Origin of the sequence: Bacillus sp. TL12, assembly GCF_022625245.1 — a bacterium.
GTDB lineage: Bacteria > Bacillota > Bacilli > Bacillales > Bacillaceae_G > Bacillus_A.
The window spans coordinates 19,313-39,787 of record NZ_JAJJBY010000010.1 but is presented as its reverse complement, the minus strand read 5'-3'; the positions used below and the strand labels follow the sequence as shown (position 1 = coordinate 39,787).

The following is a 20,475-nucleotide window of genomic DNA, read 5'->3' as shown; positions in this document are numbered from 1 at the left end:
TCCCTCCTTAACTATAAAGTATGTGGAATCGTCGTCATTAGAAACCTATATTTATAGAAAAGGAGACTCGTACAATGTTACGTTTATCAGATCATGAAATGAAAATGATGGAGCAACGTCTTAGATTGGAACAACAACGTACGTATCAAGCTAACAAAATTGTAGATAGTTTACATCACAAATACTTTTTTCAACATATTTTTCAGCCGAAAAGATGAAGTGAATTTCTTGCGCATGTAAGATCATTTGTATGTGCAGTATGACGAAACTTGAAAAAAGCTTTGCTATTGTTGCAAAGCTTTTTTCATATTGTATCTTTCCTTTTATACAATAACCTATTTTCGAACCTTAACTATTAACATTGGCGGTAACATTTTCGCCTTATGCAAAGAATAATATTTTTTAGAAGGTGCAGCTGCTTGTTCATCAAAATCATTAGAAGGTTCATCCTCTACTATTCTTTCAATTGAATTCTTACTAGAAATATAAAGATTCATCGTATCCTTTTCATCGATTTAGTGCATTTCAACAATTGTACCATCTTCAAATACCTTGAATACTCCAGTAAATCCTGACCCAGCTGCGCCTTCTATTTTATATGTCGTACGCACTCTAATTTTATAATATTTCTTTCCATTTTCTACTTGAGTATCCTCAAGAGTGTAAGTGTATTCTTCATTATATTCTTTTTTGATATATTCTATAGCTTTCTCAAAAGTAAATTCATCATGATTCTTTCCTGTCTCTACCTTTTGATTCTTCTCTGCCTCTACCTTTTGATTCTTCTCTGTCGTTACCTTTTGACTCGTTACTGCATCTGTTTTTTGTTCCTTCACTGCTGCTACTGTTTCACTCTTTGTATTTTTTTCTTCTTCACCAATTTTAGTGATTAATCCTGAGGCTGTTTTATTATATTCTTCAAGGTTCTTGTTATCTTTTGTTTCTGAAACTAGCTTATTTAATATCTCTTTCGCTTCGGAATAATTTTTCTTACTTATTAACTCATCACTTTTCACCAGTTGCTCACTATACTTCTTTTTTTGTTCTAAGATGGCTAGTAATGCTGTTCGTTCTTCCTTTGCTTGTTTTATAAGCGTATTACTTCCATTCTTCATGTTCTCTACTTTTTCAAATGACTTGATTGATTCTTCTACCTTTGTTTCTTCTTTTAGTTTCACTGCCTCAATCATTGCTTTCGTTTGTTCTACAAACACTTTTGCATCTGAATCATCTTTTTTCTCATCTAGTGCTCGTTCAAATGATGCTAAGGCTGTTTTATATTCTTTATTAGTTAGCGCTGTCTTCCCCACTTCCATTGCTTTTTCAAAATCTCCATTACTACATCCAGCTAGCATTAAAAATGTAAGTCCAATTAGTGTTAATAACTTTCTCATTTTCTCTCTCCTCCTATATATTCCTAAAACAATAACTTCATATGTATAAAAGTCTGTGTAGTAATTAGACTGAAAGTAAAATATGTACTAAATTGTGTGTGGGAAAGGAAGTACATTTCATTCACTATCATTACTTAAAAACCCCTAAATAGTTAGTATTCTTCTTCTTTCAAGACAGAAAGAAATTTTAATAATGCGCTAAAGCTCTAACTCAAACTCTTTACTACACACACTCTTATACACATAGAAAAATCATTTTTAGTTTATAGTTTGCTATTTCTTTAATTTTAAATATTCTTAGTTGATTGGAAATACGGACCATAATTCGTAACACATCAAAAACAACAGAAAACAAAACGCAATAAAAGTTACATTTCATAACTTCTTTGTAACACAAATGTAACATAAAGATTTTAAACATACAATAGTTTTTACAGTATTTTCCTCTTTCTACATTTTAAGGAATCAATAAGATTCTAATCCTTAGTATAAATAAGAGTTCTTAATAAAAGCGTGTAGGGGAATCACCCCATTACCATCAAGTTAAGAAAAGCAAATACCCCAAAACAAAAAACGCTATCCCTTCTATTCTCTTTTTACCATCTTATTATCTGAATTGTACTCAAAAAGCATTGTTTTAGGATACAATAGAGTCAAAAGGTGCAGTATTAGAATAGACCGAACCATGGATATATCAATATTAATAGAGGAGGAATTATATGATTCGTGAAGCTGACCCAAAGGACAGTCATGTAATTGAAAATCTATATAAAAAATTAGCACCACATAGTAAAAACATTAAGGTTTTACCAGAAAGAATTGAGCAGATAAGGAATGATTCTAATAATTTTTTATTTGTGTATGAGGAAGATTGTAAAGTTAAAGGAAGTATATTTATGACTTTTTGTCTTGATCCTGGATATCAATTTAGACCATATACCGTCCTAGAGTATGTAATTGTAAATGAAGATTTTCGAGGTAATGGGATAGGTGAAAAGTTATTAAAACATGTAGAACGGTTATCAATTGCAAGGGGGTCCACAAGAATTATCCTATTAAGTAGTATAAATAGAATAGAAGCACATAAATTCTTTTCTAAAAATGGTTATAATGGCACTATAAGTAAGGGATTCAAGAAGTATATACCAATTAATTAAGTTTTCATTAAGGGGACAATTCAAAACCTTAGATTAATAGTAATTGTGTGTGTTTTAAATTGGATTTTTTGAGTATATAATTAGAGAAGAAAAGATATGATAAATCAAGCTGAATTACTATAGAAACGTATAATTAATAGAGGTTCAAGCCTTGAAGTGAACTTTCAAAAAATATTGAACCTCCAACCAGGTGCAAGTGATGAAGATTTTCTGAAGGGTTTCTTCGTTTACACAGTCTTTGCTAACAGATATAAATATAATTCACTAAGAAAACATAATTCTTTTTACCATTCAGTAAGCTTTTTCATAAATAAAGCTGTCCACAGTCCAGAGACACCAAATACTTTATTCGATTGTTTTATTCTACGTATTTCATCTTCAGAAGCAGTATACGGCCCGTACTTCGGTAAAAAATCTCCCTAAAAAAAGTAAGGTGCCACTATATCCCAGCACTTTTTATTTATTTCTAACATTTCTGTTTGTTCCATTTCTAATTCCCCTCCATTACAGCCACGGTGCTCTCAGATAAACACAATCATTTCTACACATGAAATCTCATTAGATACATAATATCTATATATTTAAACGTTATAACTAGATTTCCCTTTTCTCTTCTCCCGATAATTTTTCACTTTCGCAATCGTACCACAAGCTCTTCCCTCTTTACTCCCTGCATACATCCCACACCAGCGCTTACTTCCGTTACGAGAATGATCATAAAAGACCCAGCGGCAATCTGGACATGCTTTCAACCGATTCCACCTCTTTTGTTCAATCGCAGTCAAAATAATTTGTAACATCATCGTATAGAAATTCCGTCCCCCAATTGGTTCATATGTAATAAATTCCATATTTTTCGTCACACATACGCCAAATGGATATTTTTCAAACCATTTTTGTAATGTCCCTTTCGCCTCAATCGCGAAACGAACGTCATCTCTAAATTGCTTCAGCTCATCCAACGTGCCAAAAGAAAATTCCTCACCAAAATGGTTTCTCATAAATCGAAGTACATCATCTATTGTATTAAGCTCATCTACCTGCTTTCTTGTGTCATTTGGAATTCTCCATGTATTTAAAAACTCTCTTACGATTTCTAATTGTCCCGGTGCTTCTTGACTCTGACTCAAATCCATTCACCATCTTTCTAAAATTTACTTTTTTCTGACTTTATGTATAATTATAATATAAAACAGTTAACCATCAAAAACTTTTAATGGTTACAAGATAGAAGGGAGACTCTATGAAAAACTTTTCAACACCGATACGCGTTATACTTTTTTCATCATTTTTCATGGCATTTGGTTACTTTGCTGTGTACGCTTTTCTTGCCATCTATTTATCGAATTTTCTACACTTCTCTACTTTGCAAGTTGGAACTATCTTAACAATTATGATAATTACTTCACGAATTATCCCTTTATTTTCTGGCATTATTGCTGACAAATTTGGATACATGATTATGATGATATCCGGATTACTCTTAAGAGGCATTGGCTTTATTTGTTTAGGAATATTTTCAGAGTTTCATACGATTTCAATTTCTGCTTCATTGATTGGGTTTGGAACTGCATTTTACGAACCAGCTGCTCGTGCTGTATTCGGTTCGCAGCCTGCTTGCATCCGAAAAGATTTATTTACATACTTAAATCTCGCTTTTAACAGCGGTGCAATTATTGGCCCAATTGCGGGTAGTCTATTACTCGTATGGAATCCTTTGTACCCCTTTATTTTTACTGGATTCCTTATGCTATTCTTTGCAATCATTTTTTATCTTCTTAGATCCCACTTCCAAGTTTCTACTGAAAATGTACAACTCTTATCTGGATTAAAAGTTGTTTTTGCAAACAAGCGTTTTCTCTCATTCTCATGTATTATGATTTTCTTTTACATTATGTTTACTCAACTTACTGTCGCCCTTCCACTTCATATGACCAATATCAGTCATAGCCCAAAGCTAGGTGGACTTGTTGTTACAGTGAATGCAATTACGGGTGTGTTATTTATGATTATATTCCGAAAGATATTTCACAAATATAGTACACTCTCGATTGTAAAATACGGCGTGCTACTTATGGGACTTTCTTTTTTACTTATTCCTTTGTTTCCAGATCCGTATTGGCTGTTTAGCTGCGTCATTCTATTTACAATTGGAGAAACACTAGTATTACCTAATGCTGATATCGCAATTGCAAATTATAGTCATGCCTCTTACACGGCCACATATTTTGGAGCTTATCAGCTTTCACTCGCTATTGGCTTTACAATTGGTAACTACACAGGAACATGGTTTACATCAAAGTTGCAAGAGACATATACACCTTGGTTATTTTTGGGTGCAATGGGTGTTACAGGATTTATTTTGCTTCATATGTTAAAGAATATGGAGCAAAAACAAGAAAATGAAATGATTCATACAGGATTATAAGCATATATAGTACGATGAAAAGCACCGTCCAGTTTATAGAACGGTGCTTTTGATTCAATAATACAAATTTATACATTTACATAGTTTTTTAGTTTTAAACAGTAAACAAATTCTGGATGGTGTCCTTCTTCAATCTCTCCTGTTGGCCTAAAACCCACTTTTTCATAAATCCGCTTCGCGCGTTCATTATCGTGAATAACCGATAAGAATATTTCTTCACATTTGTACGTTTGAACCATACTATCTATTACTGCTTTTAAAGCAGGAATCCCATACCCTAATCCTTGATATTGATGACCAAGCATCATACTAATTAACTCATATTGCTTCGTTTTATTTCTAGACCCATACGAAGCAAAACCTATTAAAACGTCATTATCATATATAGCTTTCGGCGTAAACCCAAACGTTTGACAAGCTGCAAGAAAGAAAGCATTTGAACCAACCCATCTTTCATATATTTGAATGTGTTTTTCTTGGATTTCATCTGATTTTAAATTAATAATTTCAAAGAAATTTTCTTCCGTTACATCTACTAATTTTAAATTCATCTTTTCCCCTCTTTCTATTTTTTGCATTATCTACTCTAATTCTTCATCTTATTTTTCAATCCTCTATCTTCTTAATGGATAAAACTATTCAATTTTAAAAGCTAGATAAACGAAACAACACCATTTTAGTTATAGATGGTGTTGTTTTATGTTTCTCAAGCAATTATTTATTACAAAATGCAAATGATTATTTACATTTTGTAAGCAATCATTTACAATGTTAGTAATTGGAAATGAAGGAAGGGAAATTATGATGCTTGAAAACAGAGTTAGAGAATTACGGGCACAATTTAGGTGGACTCAGCAAGATTTAGCCGATGCCGTTGGAGTGACAAGACAGACAATTGGGTTAATTGAAAAAGGTGATTATTCCCCATCTGTTACGATGGCGTTAAAAATAGCTACTGCGTTTCAAGTTACTGTAGAAGATATTTTTTATTTAACAGGAAAGGAATGAATATTTTTGATGAAACATATTTTGAGGTCTCCACTTATAGGTACGAGCTTATTTGTATTGATCATTGCATTTTTACTATTTTCTCTTATGGATACACAAGTCGTTATAGCTAGATTGTGTTTTGGGATTTTGGTAATGTTTACTTTTTTGTGGTTCGTTCTTACAAAGCATTATAATCGGAAGAATCCTGATGATAAAATTAAATTATTTGGATTTATCCCATCTGAATTTCGTGAAATAGATGAAGGTCAACAATGGGTGACCTATAAGGCTTGTAGGAATGTGTATATTTACTATAGCTTTGCACTTCCAATAACAGCAGGAGTTTGCTTCCTCTTTTCTCATAACATTCTCATTCCGCTAATATGCATAGGTTTACTAGGATTAGGTCAATACATTGTCTATTGGTTAACTACTATTCTGATTTTCCATCGTATTTAATCTGAACAAAAACAGGGGGAACAATATGTTAGAATGGGCTCAAAATGCAGGTGAATTATGGCAATATGTAGTCTTATTTTTACTAGCCTTTGCTCCATGGATGGATGTATCAATCGTTGTACCACTCGGTATTGCATGGGGATTACAGCCATTTGCAGTAGGAGTGACAGCATTTGCAGGGAATCTTATCTTGGTTTTATTACTTGGCTTCTTCTTTAAGCAGTACGCAAAATGGCAAGCAGCCAGAAAATTTAAAAAAGGGATAACAACACCTTCTAAAAAAGAAACTCGATCAAGGCGAATATGGGAACGATATGGTATTCCAGGGTTGGCTCTGTTAGCTCCAATTCTTGTAGGAACTGATATTGCAGCCGTATTAGCCTTAACATTTGGATCGAACCGGACACACGTCATAAGTTGGATGACTATTAGTCTAGCAGTATGGACAATCATTTTTACAGTTGCTGCGATGTATGGATTTAGCTTTTTAAATATTATTTAGAATCATATGAAGAGGCTGCCCCAAAAGATCGCTAAAAACGATCTTTTGGAGACAGCCTCTTTTGCATAGTTGATTTTCTTTTTTATTGAACTGTGTAATGGTCTTACATAGCTTTGTTTCTATACTCCAAGAATTTAACTATGAGCCAGTTCTTTTTTACTTAAACCAAGCGTTTCCTCTGTTGAAGCATGAATTTCTTGGAAAAACCCTGGGTTTTCCACTAGTGACACGCCATAAGAAGGGATCATTTCTTTTATTTTCGGTTCCCACGCATTCATATGTTCTGGGAAGCATTTTTCTAATATTTCAAGCATAACATGAACAGCAGTAGAAGCACCTGGAGAAGCACCAAGTAATGCAGCTATCGAGCCATCAGCAGCACTAACAACTTCCGTACCAAATTGAAGTGTTCCTTTACCACCGGCATCAGTATCTTTAATCACCTGTACACGTTGGCCTGCTACTACTATATCCCAATCCTCGCTTTTAGCATTCGGAATAAATTCACGTAATTCTTCCATACGCTTTTCATTTGATAACATAACTTGCTGGATTAAGTATTTTGTCAATGCCATCTCTTTTACGCCTGCCGCCAACATAGTGAGGACATTATTTGGTTTTACGGAACCTATCAAATCCAAATTCGAACCAGTTTTTAAGAACTTCGGTGAGAAGCCAGCAAACGGCCCAAACAGTAATGTTTTTTTGTTGTCCATATATCTTGTATCAAGATGTGGAACAGACATTGGAGGAGCACCAACTTTAGCTTTACCGTATACTTTTGCATGATGCTGCTCTGCAACTTCCGGATTGTTACATACCATAAATAATCCGCTTACCGGGAACCCACCAATATGTTTCGACTCAGGAATACCGGTTTTTTGTAGTAAAGGCAGACTTCCACCTCCGCCGCCGATAAAGACGAATTTTGCAGTATGGTATTCGATTTTCCCACTACTGATATCATGTACTTTTACTTCCCATGATCCGTCGCTAGCACGTTTAATATCCTGAACACTATGCTTGTAATTTAACTCAACGTTTTTGTTCTGTAAGTGATCAAACAACATGCGTGTTAAAGCTCCAAAGTTGACATCCGTCCCAGAATCGATTTTCGTTGCCGCTATTGGCTCATTTTGTGTGCGGCCTTCCATGATAAGCGGAATCCATTCTTTCAGCTTTTCAGGATCATCGGAAAATTCCATTCCTTGAAACAGCGGATTTTTTGAAAGCGCTTCAAAACGTTTTTTCAAAAACGTAACATTATTTTCCCCTTGTACCATACTCATATGAGGTATTGGCATAATAAAGTCTTGTGGATTACGAATCAAATTGCTGTTTACAAGATAAGACCAAAATTGTCTTGAAAGCTGGAACTGTTCATTAATTTTTATAGCTTTGCTAACATCTATAGATCCGTCAGGTTTTTCAGATGTATAGTTAAGCTCGCACAGTGCAGCATGACCAGTACCCGCATTATTCCATTCGTTAGAGCTTTCTTCTCCTGCATCTGCTAATTTCTCAAACACCTTGATTTCCCATTCAGGTGCTAACTCTTTCAATAATGACCCCAAAGTCGCACTCATAACTCCGGCACCAATTAAGATAACGTCTGTTTTCTTCTGCATGTTGCTCATGATAATCTCTCCATCCCCCATATTGGCAAAAAAGACTAGGCACTTTTGGCTTCTATGCCAAAAAAAAAACTGCGCCACCTAGGTCCCACCTAAGAATACATCTTTTCTGTCTCAATTATAACCCATCTCATAGTCTATTATAATAATTAATAGACTAAAATATCTAGTATTATCTGATAACTTTAAACTATTTATGATAATAAAATAGTAAAAAACCCCTTTACAAAGCTCTAGGAACACACAATCATTCAGTTCTTAAGCTCAACTTTTAGCCGTTACTTATAATATGTTTCTCTGTACTTAACAGGGGGAAACATTTTTATCATACTATGAGAGAAAAAGCTTTTTCTAATTCTTCCAGTACCTCTGTGTAATGTCGGATTTCTGGATATCGTTGCGGAGAAAGTGCTTTTGACGTTACCGGAAAATCGTAAATAAATTTCAAGTCTTTATACTTCTTTAAATCCATTTGATTTAATGCAGCTAAAACGTCATTTTTGTTTTCACTCCATACTTGAAAGGTTTTAAAGTTAGTCACAAAAATCTCATTATAGGATGTACTATCTTCAGTTGCGATTCCAAATTGCAGAAATCCATCATTTATAAGTTCAAATTTATATTCCTTAAAGAGATTCATGATTCGGTCAAATTCAGTAAAAGAACTGAAAAATGGCTCTTCACCTTTCATTCCTACAAATCCATAGGCTATCCCTTCTTTAAACATTATATTAACTAATGTTTCAAATAAGCGCCAAACTTTATCAACATCAATGTTAATTTCTGTAAAATACTGAAATTTTTCGCCTTCAACCTCTCTCATCTTGTAGCCTTCTACAATGTTCGCCTGCGCACGATTTTGTTGTATGGTATCGTAATCATACCCCTTTGGGTAATCAATTTGATCTGGTATTTGTATGCCTAACGGTAATTTATACACGTTTTTCCTCCTCACATTCAAAATATATTATTATGTACAAATAAGATAATTTATATATTTCAGAAATACTCCCTCATTCACTTATCATATTCTTTTGTACACTTCTGTATATGCAATTTCCAGCTATTTCTGCAATAATGTGAAACAACTATCATATTTATCCCATTATATCTACAAATTACCTTCTCATACTACACGATATTGCAGTTATAACAAAAAAAGGATAGATCACTCAGATTTTCTCTACTTGCATCTATCCTTTTCTTTTTATAAAATATGTAACATTATATAAATGTCACTATCAAAATTAGAAAAAATCAACTTCTTTTTTATGATGCATGATCTTTCTTCTTCATTAACGCTCGTTTTTTCATCGCTTTTGTTAAGTAACCACCTTTGAAAGAACGAATTTCATAAGAAGACATAAATGCTTTCGGTGCAATTCGATTAATAATTTCCAAAAGCTCTTTCTCGCGTGAACGTTTTGCAACAATATCTAAACGATAACGAATCGAATTAATCCCTTCTCCTTCAAATACAGTTACGCCAAACCCAGAGTGTCTTAATTCATCTACTAACTCATTACAACGATCTAGTAAACTAACTTGGTATGTAATATACCCAATTGCCAATTTATTTTCTATATAACCACCTAATAATAGTCCGGTACTAAAGCCAATGACATAGGCTACAATATTCATCCAATTTGATAAATCTTGAAACACAATTCCTAAACTTACAATATAAATTGCACCTTCTAATAATCCGACACCAGCAGCGGATCTTGTTTGGTTCTTTACAAGCAAAATCGTCCGGATTGTTAAAACTGGAACATAAATAATTTGAAGTACAAAAATAAGTAGCGCTTGTAACATTTTCATCCACCTCTTTCAAAAAGTCTTTTGTCATAATAACATATATCCCCTTTAGAAAGCGATGGGTTTTCTTAATTTTTTTATTTTTTCATGAAAAAATAAAAAATAGGTTGTTTTCTCATAATTTATCGCTATATATCATGCATTTTAATAGCGATTTATTATATGGTTCGATTTGAATTAGACAAACATTTTTCCTTTAGAAAACAAGTGGAACAAATGCTTATTCTATCATCTCAAAAACCCACAATCGTAATACAATTTAGATCTTAAAAAGCGCATAACAAATGACCTCAAAAAGACATCTTCTTACTTGAAGAATATTGCTGCGGCAATAAAACCTATTATGATTACAAGGATTAAAATGCCCATACCCCTCCAACCTAAACTACCTACTAAATCAGCAAGGTTTCCAGTTCCAGCCCTATTAAACGCATCATTGATATTTCCAGTTGGGTTTCTTTTTAGTTCTTCTTGTCTTAGTCTTTCTCTTGTTCTTTCAGGAGTTTCTTTATCTTTATTCATTTTAGCACCTCCTATTTTCTATAATTCTAACATAACTGTTTAATTCCTAATTATATTCTTGTTGTAATGGTTATCTAAGATCCTTTTTATAGATTATATTTCATTATTAAATTTACACATCAAAAATAGCGATCTTTGCGAAAATAACAAAAAAATAAGAAGATAAAAAAGAACCATTTTCGGTTCCCTTTTACCTTCTTACTTCGAGTCCTCTGCAATCTTTTTTCTTTTTTCCTCTTCTTCTCTTGCTAACTGTATATTTGCATAAGCTAAATTCGCAATCATTAAAAAGTGACCACCTAAAATACCTGTACCAAATGCCCACATTTCCATTTCATGTTCAATTTCATACATGATGATTGCCCCCAATATAGCAGCAGCAAAACGATTTAAAATCCCGAGTCCCGGCGCGCGTTGCTTTAATACAATACTTCTACCAATTTTTTCAACTCTTCTCGCTAACAACCATAGGCAGTATGCACTGACTGCTAATCCAATCCCAAATCCAGTAACTTGCTTTGAAAAGGCGTTATCGTCCATAAAAGTAGTAAACCACTAAAAATCATATACAGCTGTAGTTTGTATACTCGTAACGCAACTTCAATCAAAATATCCGCTCCTTATTTCAAGTTTTCCTATAGGTAAAAAAGAAAGCAGCAACTTACACAGTTGCTGCTTTCTCTTGTTGATGATCAATTTTCCGAATTTCAACGCGTTTAATTTGATATGCATCTTTTTCAAGAACTTTAAATTCATATCCCTCGGCTTCCACACATTGTCCTTCTTCAATTTCATGATTCTGCATCATAATCCAACCGCCAATTGTATCCACATCTTCTTCCTCGATGTGTAGACCAAATAAATCTTTTACTTCTGTAATCAACACTTTCCCATCAACAATTTTGTGATGTTCATTCACATGTTGAATTGGCGGATGTTCATCTTCATCGTATTCATCACGAATCTCGCCAACGATTTCTTCTAATATATCTTCAAGCGTTACAATTCCGGCTGTGCCTCCGTACTCGTCATATAAAACAGCCATTGGAATTCGCTTTTTCTGCATTTGTAGAAGTAAATCATGAATTGGAGTTGTTTCCATCACTTCAATAATTGGACGCATATACGTACGAATAGATGATAAATCTTTTGTATCGCCTTTCATGTATCGAATAAAGAAGTCTTTTACATTGACCATACCGATAATATCATCTTTATCTTCTCCAAAGATCGGATAACGTGTATATCGTTCACTTTGGATAATTTTCATGTGTTCTTCTACTGAATCTTCGAGATAAAAACCAACGATTTCTGTTCGTGGTACCATAATCTCTTTCGCAATGCGGTTATCAAATTCAAAGATATTATTTACATACTTATATTCTGCTTGGTTAATTTCTCCACTTTCATAGCTCTCTGAAAGAATAAGACGTAATTCTTCTTCAGAGTGAGCTACTTCATGTTCAGAAGCTGGTTTCAAACCGAATAAGCCAGTTACGACGCGCGCCGAACCATTTAGTACCCAAATAAACGGATACATCACTTTATAGAACATCATTAAAGGTCCAGCAAATAATAAAGTTACTCTTTCAGCCTTTTGAATTGCCATTGTTTTTGGAGCCAATTCCCCTACTACAACGTGCAAATATGTCATTGTCATAAATGCAAGACCAAAAGTCAATACTTGTGAAACAGACGGATTTAAGTTCCATTTCTCAAATAATGGATGCAATAGCTTTTCTATTGTCGGTTCACCTAACCAACCTAATCCCATTGCTGTAACTGTAATTCCTAACTGACAAGCAGATAAATATTCATCTAAGTTTGTTGTTACCTTTTTTGCTGCTAACGCACCGCGTTTTCCTTCCGCAACAAGCTGATCTATGCGACTTGAACGTACTTTAACAATCGCAAACTCTGCTGCAACGAAAAATCCAGTAAATGCGATTAAAATCGCAACCATGACTAAATTAAATATTTCCAATGAATCCCCTTAGTTAAAAAAACTAAGGTGTTCACCTCCTGTATACTTATAATGTTTTCTTATTCTCTGTTTCTCTAGAAAACATAGCGCTATACAGAAATTAAAAGAGTCGGATCCAACTTTAACTATAACAATAGTACTAGAGTTTGTAGTAAAGTTGTCGTTTGACCAGATAAAGATTTCGATATTTTTTCACGTTGTGAATCTGTTAACCCATCTAAAAGAGATTTCAACTGTGTTAGTTCTGCTTCTAATTGATGGATATGGTTTGTCACTTCATTCACTTGTTTCGAAACGTGTTCATTGATACCGAGCAGCTTCTTTCTCTCCTCGATCCTCTCTTTAATCTCACAAAGCGGCATATGCATTTCCTTGCATTTCTCAATAAATTGTAATGTCTCAAATGCTGTTTCATCGTAGTAGCGATAATTAGATTGAGATCGCTCCGCTTTTAAGATACCTAGATTCGTATAATAATCAATCGTTCGTTTCGATACATGAGCCAAGTGAGCCAACTGTCCGATTCGATACACCTTCCCAACGATTTTTCCCTCCCCATTTATGTTAAGAACATCATACAATACATAAACTGTACAGTCAAACGTGACGGTTTAGCATTCACAAGATAGACAAAGAGATCTGCTATACACTGCAGATTTCCTTTATATTATTAATATTATTTTCCTATGAAAAAAGCTGTTGAAAGGAATCCTCTTCAACAGCTTCTCCATTATTAACGATATAAACGAACTGCACCTGCAGAATTATCATCCGCTTGTCTAACTACTTCAAATTTCAATCCAAGCTTCGGTACTTTACGTCCTGCATCTGGGATTAAGTCGTTCATATACTTTTTAGAATCATCAAACTTCGTTACACCTGGCAATCCTTTGTAATCATATATTCCGCGTAATGGAGATCCAACTTTCCACGCTGTTGTTTGGTTAAAGGAGAACACAGCATCCGCAATTTGGAATCTTGTACTATTTTTAACAGTTGGTTTGCCGTTTAACGTTCCAACAATTGCCTCTGGGTGAGAGTCAACAACCCCTAAGAAACCTTCACCCGGATGAAGACCAACCCAGTTATCTGTAAAGCTAGAGTCCGCATACCATACAAGAAGCCCTGTATTGTATGGTACACCGCTGCTATATTTTAACGCTTGATCAGCACCAGCATAGTTTCTCCACTCTAAATAGTAGTTATGCTTCTTCTTATAAAAACCGTCTGATACAACGAAACCGTTTAATTTTAATTTCGCTTCGCCTTCTGCATCATCAGAGAACACAACATTTCCATCGACAGTTAATGTAGCATTATCAAGAGTAAATCCGTTTAATGCTAAACCACCATCAGTAATGTATTCAAATACAAGCTTCACTTTTTTACCTTTGAATTGGCTTAAATCATATGATTTGTCAACCCATTTTCCAAGAGATGTATCTGCACCATCTTTTACATTTTTATTACCAATCCTATCAACTAATGTTTTCGTTCCATCTTCAGCAACAGCATGTACTTCTAAGAAGTCATAGTCTGTCTCAATTTCATACAACGATTTGTAATTAAATTTTGCATTTAGAAATCTTCCAATTAATTCCGTGAAGGCTAGCAGTTCCAATAAAATCATTAGTACCCTTATGATAGATAAGATAGCGAAAGCTTTCTCTTTTCAAAAAATCTATATGCGCATTTCTCAGGATAACTTCCGTTTCTTCAACAGTAGGAATGGACTGGAATAAAAGCAGCCATTGCTTTAATTCACTAATTGAATCTTTGATAGCTTGGTGTACTACATTCCCTTCACCAGCTTGAAGTGGTGCTCGAAGAATTAGTCTGTCTGTTTCTATTTGTAACGGAACATCTAATAAAATAGGATTCATATTATTTCTCCTCTCGGAAACTTTAAATTATGACATAATGAAACTTATATAATAAAAAAACTTTCACCCCAAAGAAATAATTCTTGAGGACGAAAGTTGCAATTTCGTGGTACCACCTTAGTTTGTTGATATGTCACCATATCAACCTCTTCGGGTACGTTACTATAATAAATAAATTTAAAAATACCCTATCTCACTAACAGGAGATCCCGTTACAGCATCACTATAAGTTATTATAGAACCGTGCGAAGCTCCTAGTCTTTCTTCATTAAGAACTTGATATACAGCAATACAGTAAAGCTTATCTCCCATAAAGGAACCTCCCAAAAATTAGTAAACAATAAATGTATATTCAATTAATCACTTAGAAATCCCTTTTCACATATTGAAAACTAAACTGCCAGTTGGTACAAAAAAATGGCTACCGAAGCAACCTTAGGTTGTTCAACTAATGCATGCGTTAGTTGAATAAGGAATTATTATTTTTCATCTATTGGCTTCCAATTTTTATCTTTTGCATAATGGGGTAGCGTCACATCGCCATCAAGTTAAGAAAAGCAAATACCCCAAAACGAAAAAATGAGCTTTTTTGTTACAAGTTAGTACAAAATTTCGTTCTGGGGGTACTATAAAATTTTAGCTTGATGGTCATGCGGCAGTACCCCTATTAATACATTTTCATCTGGATATTTACGTTTTAGTTTCTAGTCTTCGCATAAATTTCTTGCATTGTTACATTTTCCTTATCGTATATTTCCAGTGGTAGATTATAAATTAGTCCCATCGCTTGGCTAATCTTCTCCAGTCTTTGATATTGCAAAGCTTCTTGGGTTTTTTCATTTTCGTTGCATCAACATTACCAGCACTAGAAATCATTCACTTGAGCAATTGTTCTTCTCCCATCTCCACCGAAAAGATTTCAACTGCTGTATCTGAACTCGTTGCATGATAGGCAACGTTCAGTATAAATGCCTTTTTCCCCATTGCCGGGTGTGCTCCAACAATGATTAAGTCGCCAGCCTGTAAGCCTGAAGTCATTCGATTTAAGTCGCTGTACCCTGTATTGATGCCAGTTAGATCTCCGACATCAATTTGCACTTTTACATACAGATCTACAAGAGTTCCTTTTAGGTCAAATTCACTTGAATAACCTGTTTCCTCAATTGCACTCAGTTCATCAATTTTTATAACGCTGTTTTCGTAAAAATTGTTGCTATCTTGAACATACTGATAAAAGGTTGACTTTCAACTAGTACATCAGGTTTAAAGAAGGGTTAACATGAAAGATGAATTAAGTATAAATATCTATTTAGATGAAACTGATACTCCGTTTTCAAGATATTATAGCTCAGATGATGTTCACCTAAGCTCTGACCTTGAAGATTTTATTTTGTCAAAGCTACACAGTGGCAAAAGAAAAGAAGTAGACATATTTTTTTCAGGTCAGAATGATTTTGACGAAAAGTCATTGAAAACTGCCACATTTAACACTTTTTCTAACCTCTTGAACGAAGAGGAATATACATATGCTAGAAATGTCAAAAAGGCTATTGTTTTGTTTGTGCTCGGTATTATTGTTGGCGTGATATTCTTGAAGCTTTCAAGCAACCATGCCTATATTGCAGGAGTATTAAGCATTGTGTGTTGGGTTTTTATTTGGTCAGGTACAGAGGTTTATTTTTTTGAAAATCAGCAAATTAAACGAAACATCAGGAAATGAAAGAATATTCTAAATGGTAATATACACAAAAAATAGAATTTTAATAAAGTGAAACTTCAATCAGCGGGGGCTTTCTCCATCCCCCACTGATTGTTAGCCCTCACCAATCGGGCTTTTATGAGCTGCTGATGCGGGCTAAAAGTAGGAGATTTGAAAACAAACTAATATTCAAAAGTTTAGTTTTGGTGAATTTTATTTATCTTGTTTCACTAGTTCATTTGATAAATGATTTGTATAGGAATCTTCACAGTTATCTTTCTTGGTTATCATAATATGTTTTATCTGCGTATTTTTTATCAGTTCCTTTTAGATAGGCTAATATTATTTTTGGATTTTTAAGTAAAGCCCAGTCCCCATGTTTATCAAATCTTCTACATGAAGTTATCATTCCATTTTTAATTGTACCGAATTTCTTATTATTTTGCTTTCCCCATTTTTTTAATCTTTTAGCGAAATCTGCATCTTCTGCCATAAGCATATTTTCATTAAAGCCGTTAATTGCCATAAAGTCTTTTCTATAGCACCAAAAAATCCCTACTGATATAGCTCCATACTTAAAAAGTAAGGGGATTATTATTAAAAGTGCGGAAACAAATATTCCTAAAGATATTCTTTCAAACTTTCCAGTTACCCCGCCGCCAATGTATTTACCTGAAGCTAAATATTTGTCTATATTAGACAACATAGACTCTGTCATTTGGGTATCAGCATCTATAGTAATGATTATTTCTCCACTCGCTATTTCGGCCCCTGCATTTCGGATTTTCGATAAATTTTTATCGTTATTTTTTAATGTAATACAGTTATACGACTTTGCTATTTCCTCTGTTTTATCTGTGCAACGATTTAAAACAACTATGACTTCAGTTTGATTTTTATATGCCTCTGATGCCTTTGCAATTGAATCTAAACATTTTCTAATGTACTTTTCTTCATTGTGTGCAGGGATTATAATAGAAAACTTCACATTTTGTTTACAATCAACTCCTAAAAATTCGTTTGTTTCAGTCATAATATTCCCCCTTTTTATAAAGTAAATATTCATTATACGTAACATATATTAACATTCATTAGGTTGTATTTTCGGAACCCATCCTGCCAAATTATTATACTCAGCATGACAATCTACCCAATCGTTCCAGTTTTCAGGCCCTGAATAGGAATGTCCAACTCTCACTTGATCTCCTTTCTCTAAACTGATTGGCTCTGGATAATTACTACAATGAGACTGAATTACAACATATTCATTTTCCTCCTCCAATAATCTGAAAATTAAGTTATAATTCTATTATAAAACTAATTTATGATAAACAACTATAAAATATCGAGAGGAGCGGTTCTCATGTACTACAACAACCTATTCGAAAACGATCAACCTGTAATCCGTCTATAATCTAAGGCGGGCATACGTATACTTTATAAAATATGCCTCGTCTTAGGATTTCGAATGACAATCCTACAAATAGACGGAGGTATTTCACAATGAAACAAACAATTTTAGGAGCAATCTGTTTATCACTTGCAGCAAGTATTTGGGGCGGTATGTACGTTATTAGTAAATATGTACTCGACTTTGTTCCACCGCTTACACTTGTCTGGCTTCGCTTTATCATCGCTTTTTTCGTTTTATATATGATTTTGAAAATATCTGAACGAAAAAATAAAAAGAAAATTCATATTCACAAACGAGACTGGTTCCTTTTTGCTTGGATCGGTTTCATTGGCTACTTCATTTCAATAACATGCCAATTTGTTGGAACAAAATTATCAGATGCGCACACAGGCTCTTTAGTTACATCGGCCACGCCAGCATTTATGGTCATATTTGCTACTTTAATTTTGAAAGAAAAATTAACGACTCTTAGAATACTTTCTACCATCTTAGCTACATTAGGCGTCATTATTGTTATTGGATGGGATATAGAGGTTGGTTCTTACTTTATTGGCACAATCATTTTAGTTGGGGCAGCTATTACGTGGGCTTTACTATCTATTTATGTAAAAATTGCTTCTACACGCTTTTCATCCTTAGTCATTACAACGTATGCAATATTCTTTTCGTTATTTTTCATTACACCTTGCATGATTTTGGAGTTACAATCAAGTCCAATCGGAAACTTAAGCACCACTATCATATTAGGTATTCTCTATTTAGGAATCATCTCCACTGCTGGTGCCTTTTTTCTTTGGAATAAAGGCCTAGAGCTCATGGATGCTAGCATCGGTTCTTTATTTTTCTTTTTCCAGCCAATTGTCGGTTCGTTATTAGGGTGGTTCCTTTTAAATGAAACGTTGAATCGTAATTTTTTCATTGGTGGTGCTCTTATTATATTTAGTGTCGTGATAACTACACTTGAAAAGAAAAAATAACAATAACAAGATTTCATTTCGCAACTGAATTAGCATTATAAATCTCAAATTTTTCAACATTAAAAACGCAAAGAAAAAAGCAGAAGAATTCCGGTTTATCAAAACCTAAATTAAAAAAGGTAAATAAATTAAAGGAGATTACATATTTTATATGACTAATATGTAATCTCCTTTCTTATTCCACAATCGCGCCCGATTGTGGAATATGCTTATTGAAGAAAAGCACCCGTTTAGCCATCCATAAAGCAGGAAAATCACCCGCTTCACCATATAGAGAATGTAAAGGGGGGTCACACCTGCAATACTACTTCTACGGCTGGGCGAATTATGGTGCTTTAGGACCAATCAACGCCGCCCCAAGAGGATTGCAGCTTTCGCAACAGAACAATTTGGCCGAGATGATATGTATCGTGCATCATGATATTGCTGAGTAAACGCTCAATAGAGTACCTGTTAGCTGCATACGGAGCTTTTAACTTTTCATCGTCAAGGCCCGCAATGACCGTTTTTAATTTATTCATGACTTCATTGAGGCGCTGCACTGTCTGGGCCCACCCAATTTCGTCTTCTGGATCCCCCGGATTTCCAAAGGTTTCTTCATTGTCTTCTGCCTTATGCGGATTCTCTGTGACCTTGATTCGATGGATTACGTCTTCATTCCAAAATATCAAGTGGTTGACAATCTGCCAAATCGAATTGCTGGTTCCCGAACTTGTCCATGCTGCCTCAGCTGCGCTGACTCCATAAAGTGCCTGATCCATGGATGCAAACCAATCATTCTCATGACAATGCATGTCGAGTTGTTCTACAAACATTTTGGTTACAACTTGCATACAATCAATCTCCTCACTGTTTAGTGTAATCTTTCAAAATTAAAAGAATTGAATGATCAAAATCTCTTATTGCGATATTAGATATTTTTCTTTGAAGATGGGACTTAATTCACTCCAAACATCAAATTTATTACCATCTAAATCATAAAAAACAACGTTCTTTCCAGTGTGTCCTCTGTTCTCGATTTCTCCAACTTTTATTTCTTTTTTAATAAAATCACTATGAATTGATTCAAGTGCATGTAAACCATTAACTTCAAATGTTAAAGAGAAGCACTCTTCATCACAAAAATCATAAAAATTTAAGCTTTGATTTGCGTGGGATTTAACCAGAAAAAAAACTTTGGTTTGCAAAGTTAAGAATAGCTTTGTCTTCGTCTTTATGACTTAACTCTGCACCTAATTTGTTTACATACCATTTTGAAGAAAGTTCTACATTGGTAACAGGAATATAAATAGTTCCAACCCTCAATAATTTATCTTTCATTCTACTCTCTCCTTTCAGTAATTCAAATAGCATTAATAAATATGTTCTCTTTTTATGTACCTATTGCCTTTGAAAATCCCACAATTTTCTTTATGATTTTTCAATATCTGTATAACTAATCTAATATGTATAAGAAAAGAGGATATATGCTCATATATTGAACATAATATCCTCTTCTTCGTTTAGTCTATTTAATATCCTTTTCTTCTGCTTTTTCAGCTTAATATCCAACATATTGCTTTACGGATTTACATTAACCCTTTTTCCAATGAAGAAAGATACAATACTAACTAT

22 protein-coding genes and 7 pseudogenes are annotated in these 20,475 nt (G+C 34.0%); 9 read left to right on the top strand and 20 right to left on the bottom strand.

Features of this window, described 5'->3' with window-relative positions:
- The first annotated feature begins 74 nt into the window (after positions 1 to 74).
- Positions 75 to 218 carry a hypothetical protein gene (locus tag LOK41_RS11670; RefSeq protein ID WP_174102452.1) on the top strand — a complete coding sequence of 48 codons (144 nt, stop codon included), beginning with the start codon at positions 75 to 77 and terminating at the stop codon, positions 216 to 218.
- Positions 219 to 335: 117 nt separating this feature from the next.
- Here the strand turns inward: LOK41_RS11670 and LOK41_RS11665 are convergent, their stop codons facing one another.
- Positions 336 to 497 (bottom strand): hypothetical protein, encoded by a 162-nt coding sequence (locus LOK41_RS11665; protein ID WP_481748804.1) that lies wholly within the window; start codon positions 495 to 497, stop codon positions 336 to 338.
- 18 nt (positions 498 to 515) lie between these two features.
- Positions 516 to 1,394: a hypothetical protein gene (locus tag LOK41_RS11660; RefSeq protein WP_241816592.1), complete on the bottom strand. Its 879-nt coding sequence runs from the start codon at positions 1,392 to 1,394 to the stop codon at positions 516 to 518.
- 719 nt (positions 1,395 to 2,113) lie between these two features.
- Here LOK41_RS11660 and LOK41_RS11655 point away from each other — a divergent pair.
- Both LOK41_RS11655 and LOK41_RS29110 read left to right on the top strand, forming a co-directional pair.
- On the top strand, positions 2,114 to 2,551 hold the full coding sequence (locus LOK41_RS11655) for a GNAT family N-acetyltransferase (protein ID WP_174102450.1): 438 nt from the start codon (positions 2,114 to 2,116) through the stop codon (positions 2,549 to 2,551).
- Between the two features lie 129 nt (positions 2,552 to 2,680).
- Positions 2,681 to 2,761 (top strand): annotated as a pseudogene (locus LOK41_RS29110) (SMI1/KNR4 family protein); the annotation flags it as partial.
- A gap of 212 nt (positions 2,762 to 2,973) precedes the next feature.
- Here LOK41_RS29110 and LOK41_RS11650 read toward each other — a convergent pair.
- Together LOK41_RS11650 and LOK41_RS11645 are read right to left on the bottom strand one after the other, a co-directional pair.
- Positions 2,974 to 3,039 (bottom strand): annotated as a pseudogene (locus LOK41_RS11650) (class I SAM-dependent methyltransferase); the annotation flags it as partial.
- Positions 3,040 to 3,132: 93 nt separating this feature from the next.
- The gene (locus LOK41_RS11645) at positions 3,133 to 3,687 is read right to left on the bottom strand and encodes a CGNR zinc finger domain-containing protein (protein WP_241816591.1); all 555 of its coding nucleotides are present in this window, start codon (positions 3,685 to 3,687) and stop codon (positions 3,133 to 3,135) included.
- Between the two features lie 107 nt (positions 3,688 to 3,794).
- Here LOK41_RS11645 and LOK41_RS11640 point away from each other — a divergent pair, with 107 nt between their 5' ends.
- Positions 3,795 to 4,979 (top strand): MDR family MFS transporter, encoded by a 1,185-nt coding sequence (locus LOK41_RS11640; RefSeq protein ID WP_241816590.1) that lies wholly within the window; start codon positions 3,795 to 3,797, stop codon positions 4,977 to 4,979.
- Between the two features lie 68 nt (positions 4,980 to 5,047).
- On the opposite strand, the gene LOK41_RS11635 is transcribed toward LOK41_RS11640, so the two are convergent.
- Positions 5,048 to 5,530, bottom strand: a complete 483-nt coding sequence (locus LOK41_RS11635) for a GNAT family N-acetyltransferase (protein ID WP_241816589.1) — start codon at positions 5,528 to 5,530, stop codon at positions 5,048 to 5,050.
- A 250-nt stretch (positions 5,531 to 5,780) separates the two neighbouring features.
- On the opposite strand from LOK41_RS11635, the gene LOK41_RS11630 reads away from it, so the two are divergent.
- The 3 genes from LOK41_RS11630 to LOK41_RS11620 are packed head-to-tail and all read left to right on the top strand — an operon-like array spanning position 5,781 to position 6,930.
- Positions 5,781 to 5,987 (top strand): helix-turn-helix transcriptional regulator, encoded by a 207-nt coding sequence (locus LOK41_RS11630; RefSeq protein ID WP_241816737.1) that lies wholly within the window; start codon positions 5,781 to 5,783, stop codon positions 5,985 to 5,987.
- 6 nt (positions 5,988 to 5,993) lie between these two features.
- Positions 5,994 to 6,428 carry a hypothetical protein gene (locus tag LOK41_RS11625; RefSeq protein WP_241816588.1) on the top strand — a complete coding sequence of 145 codons (435 nt, stop codon included), beginning with the start codon at positions 5,994 to 5,996 and terminating at the stop codon, positions 6,426 to 6,428.
- 25 nt (positions 6,429 to 6,453) lie between these two features.
- A complete protein-coding gene (locus LOK41_RS11620; protein ID WP_241816587.1) occupies positions 6,454 to 6,930 on the top strand; it encodes a small multi-drug export protein in 477 nt (158 codons plus the stop codon).
- Positions 6,931 to 7,064: 134 nt separating this feature from the next.
- On the opposite strand, the gene LOK41_RS11615 is transcribed toward LOK41_RS11620, so the two are convergent.
- From LOK41_RS11615 to LOK41_RS11570, 11 genes and pseudogenes are all read right to left on the bottom strand, one after another.
- Positions 7,065 to 8,567: a malate:quinone oxidoreductase gene (locus LOK41_RS11615; protein ID WP_241816586.1), complete on the bottom strand. Its 1,503-nt coding sequence runs from the start codon at positions 8,565 to 8,567 to the stop codon at positions 7,065 to 7,067.
- Positions 8,568 to 8,889: 322 nt separating this feature from the next.
- Entirely contained in the window at positions 8,890 to 9,504 is a 615-nt protein-coding gene (locus LOK41_RS11610; protein WP_241816585.1) for a hypothetical protein, read from the bottom strand.
- Between the two features lie 329 nt (positions 9,505 to 9,833).
- Entirely contained in the window at positions 9,834 to 10,379 is a 546-nt protein-coding gene (locus LOK41_RS11605; RefSeq protein ID WP_241816584.1) for a DUF2179 domain-containing protein, read from the bottom strand.
- 309 nt (positions 10,380 to 10,688) lie between these two features.
- On the bottom strand, positions 10,689 to 10,904 hold the full coding sequence (locus LOK41_RS11600) for a DUF6366 family protein (protein ID WP_241816583.1): 216 nt from the start codon (positions 10,902 to 10,904) through the stop codon (positions 10,689 to 10,691).
- A 198-nt stretch (positions 10,905 to 11,102) separates the two neighbouring features.
- Positions 11,103 to 11,512, bottom strand: a pseudogene (locus LOK41_RS11595) (ATP synthase subunit I).
- Positions 11,513 to 11,565: 53 nt separating this feature from the next.
- Complete coding sequence (locus LOK41_RS11590; protein ID WP_241816582.1) at positions 11,566 to 12,888, bottom strand: hemolysin family protein; 1,323 nt, start codon at positions 12,886 to 12,888, stop codon at positions 11,566 to 11,568.
- A gap of 125 nt (positions 12,889 to 13,013) precedes the next feature.
- On the bottom strand, positions 13,014 to 13,421 hold the full coding sequence (locus LOK41_RS11585; protein ID WP_098360323.1) for a MerR family transcriptional regulator: 408 nt from the start codon (positions 13,419 to 13,421) through the stop codon (positions 13,014 to 13,016).
- Positions 13,422 to 13,621: 200 nt separating this feature from the next.
- Positions 13,622 to 14,467 (bottom strand): annotated as a pseudogene (locus LOK41_RS11580) (M6 family metallopeptidase); the annotation flags it as partial.
- Positions 14,457 to 14,771: pseudogene (locus tag LOK41_RS11575) on the bottom strand (GNAT family N-acetyltransferase); the annotation flags it as partial. The pseudogenes LOK41_RS11575 and LOK41_RS11580, both read right to left, overlap by 11 nt.
- Positions 14,772 to 14,948: 177 nt before the next feature.
- The gene (locus tag LOK41_RS28960) at positions 14,949 to 15,083 is read right to left on the bottom strand and encodes a hypothetical protein (protein WP_277818588.1); all 135 of its coding nucleotides are present in this window, start codon (positions 15,081 to 15,083) and stop codon (positions 14,949 to 14,951) included.
- A 347-nt stretch (positions 15,084 to 15,430) separates the two neighbouring features.
- A pseudogene (locus tag LOK41_RS11570) lies at positions 15,431 to 15,953 on the bottom strand (DnaB-like helicase C-terminal domain-containing protein); the annotation flags it as partial.
- Between the two features lie 97 nt (positions 15,954 to 16,050).
- On the opposite strand from LOK41_RS11570, the gene LOK41_RS11565 reads away from it, so the two are divergent.
- On the top strand, positions 16,051 to 16,491 hold the full coding sequence (locus tag LOK41_RS11565) for a hypothetical protein (RefSeq protein WP_241816581.1): 441 nt from the start codon (positions 16,051 to 16,053) through the stop codon (positions 16,489 to 16,491).
- Positions 16,492 to 16,741: 250 nt separating this feature from the next.
- Here LOK41_RS11565 and LOK41_RS11560 read toward each other — a convergent pair whose 3' ends face one another.
- Both LOK41_RS11560 and LOK41_RS11555 read right to left on the bottom strand, forming a co-directional pair.
- The gene (locus tag LOK41_RS11560) at positions 16,742 to 17,503 is read right to left on the bottom strand and encodes a glycosyltransferase family 2 protein (RefSeq protein ID WP_241816580.1); all 762 of its coding nucleotides are present in this window, start codon (positions 17,501 to 17,503) and stop codon (positions 16,742 to 16,744) included.
- A 48-nt stretch (positions 17,504 to 17,551) separates the two neighbouring features.
- Positions 17,552 to 17,752, bottom strand: coding sequence for an SH3 domain-containing protein (locus LOK41_RS11555; protein WP_241816579.1), 201 nt, complete (start codon positions 17,750 to 17,752; stop codon positions 17,552 to 17,554).
- 221 nt (positions 17,753 to 17,973) lie between these two features.
- Here LOK41_RS11555 and LOK41_RS11550 point away from each other — a divergent pair, with 221 nt between their 5' ends.
- Complete coding sequence (locus LOK41_RS11550; RefSeq protein ID WP_241816578.1) at positions 17,974 to 18,861, top strand: DMT family transporter; 888 nt, start codon at positions 17,974 to 17,976, stop codon at positions 18,859 to 18,861.
- Between the two features lie 335 nt (positions 18,862 to 19,196).
- Here the strand turns inward: LOK41_RS11550 and LOK41_RS11545 are convergent, their stop codons facing one another.
- Both LOK41_RS11545 and LOK41_RS11540 read right to left on the bottom strand, forming a co-directional pair.
- Complete coding sequence (locus LOK41_RS11545) at positions 19,197 to 19,694, bottom strand: DinB family protein (protein ID WP_241816577.1); 498 nt, start codon at positions 19,692 to 19,694, stop codon at positions 19,197 to 19,199.
- Positions 19,695 to 19,760: 66 nt separating this feature from the next.
- Positions 19,761 to 20,181 (bottom strand): annotated as a pseudogene (locus LOK41_RS11540) (VOC family protein).
- Positions 20,182 to 20,475: the final 294 nt, after the last annotated feature.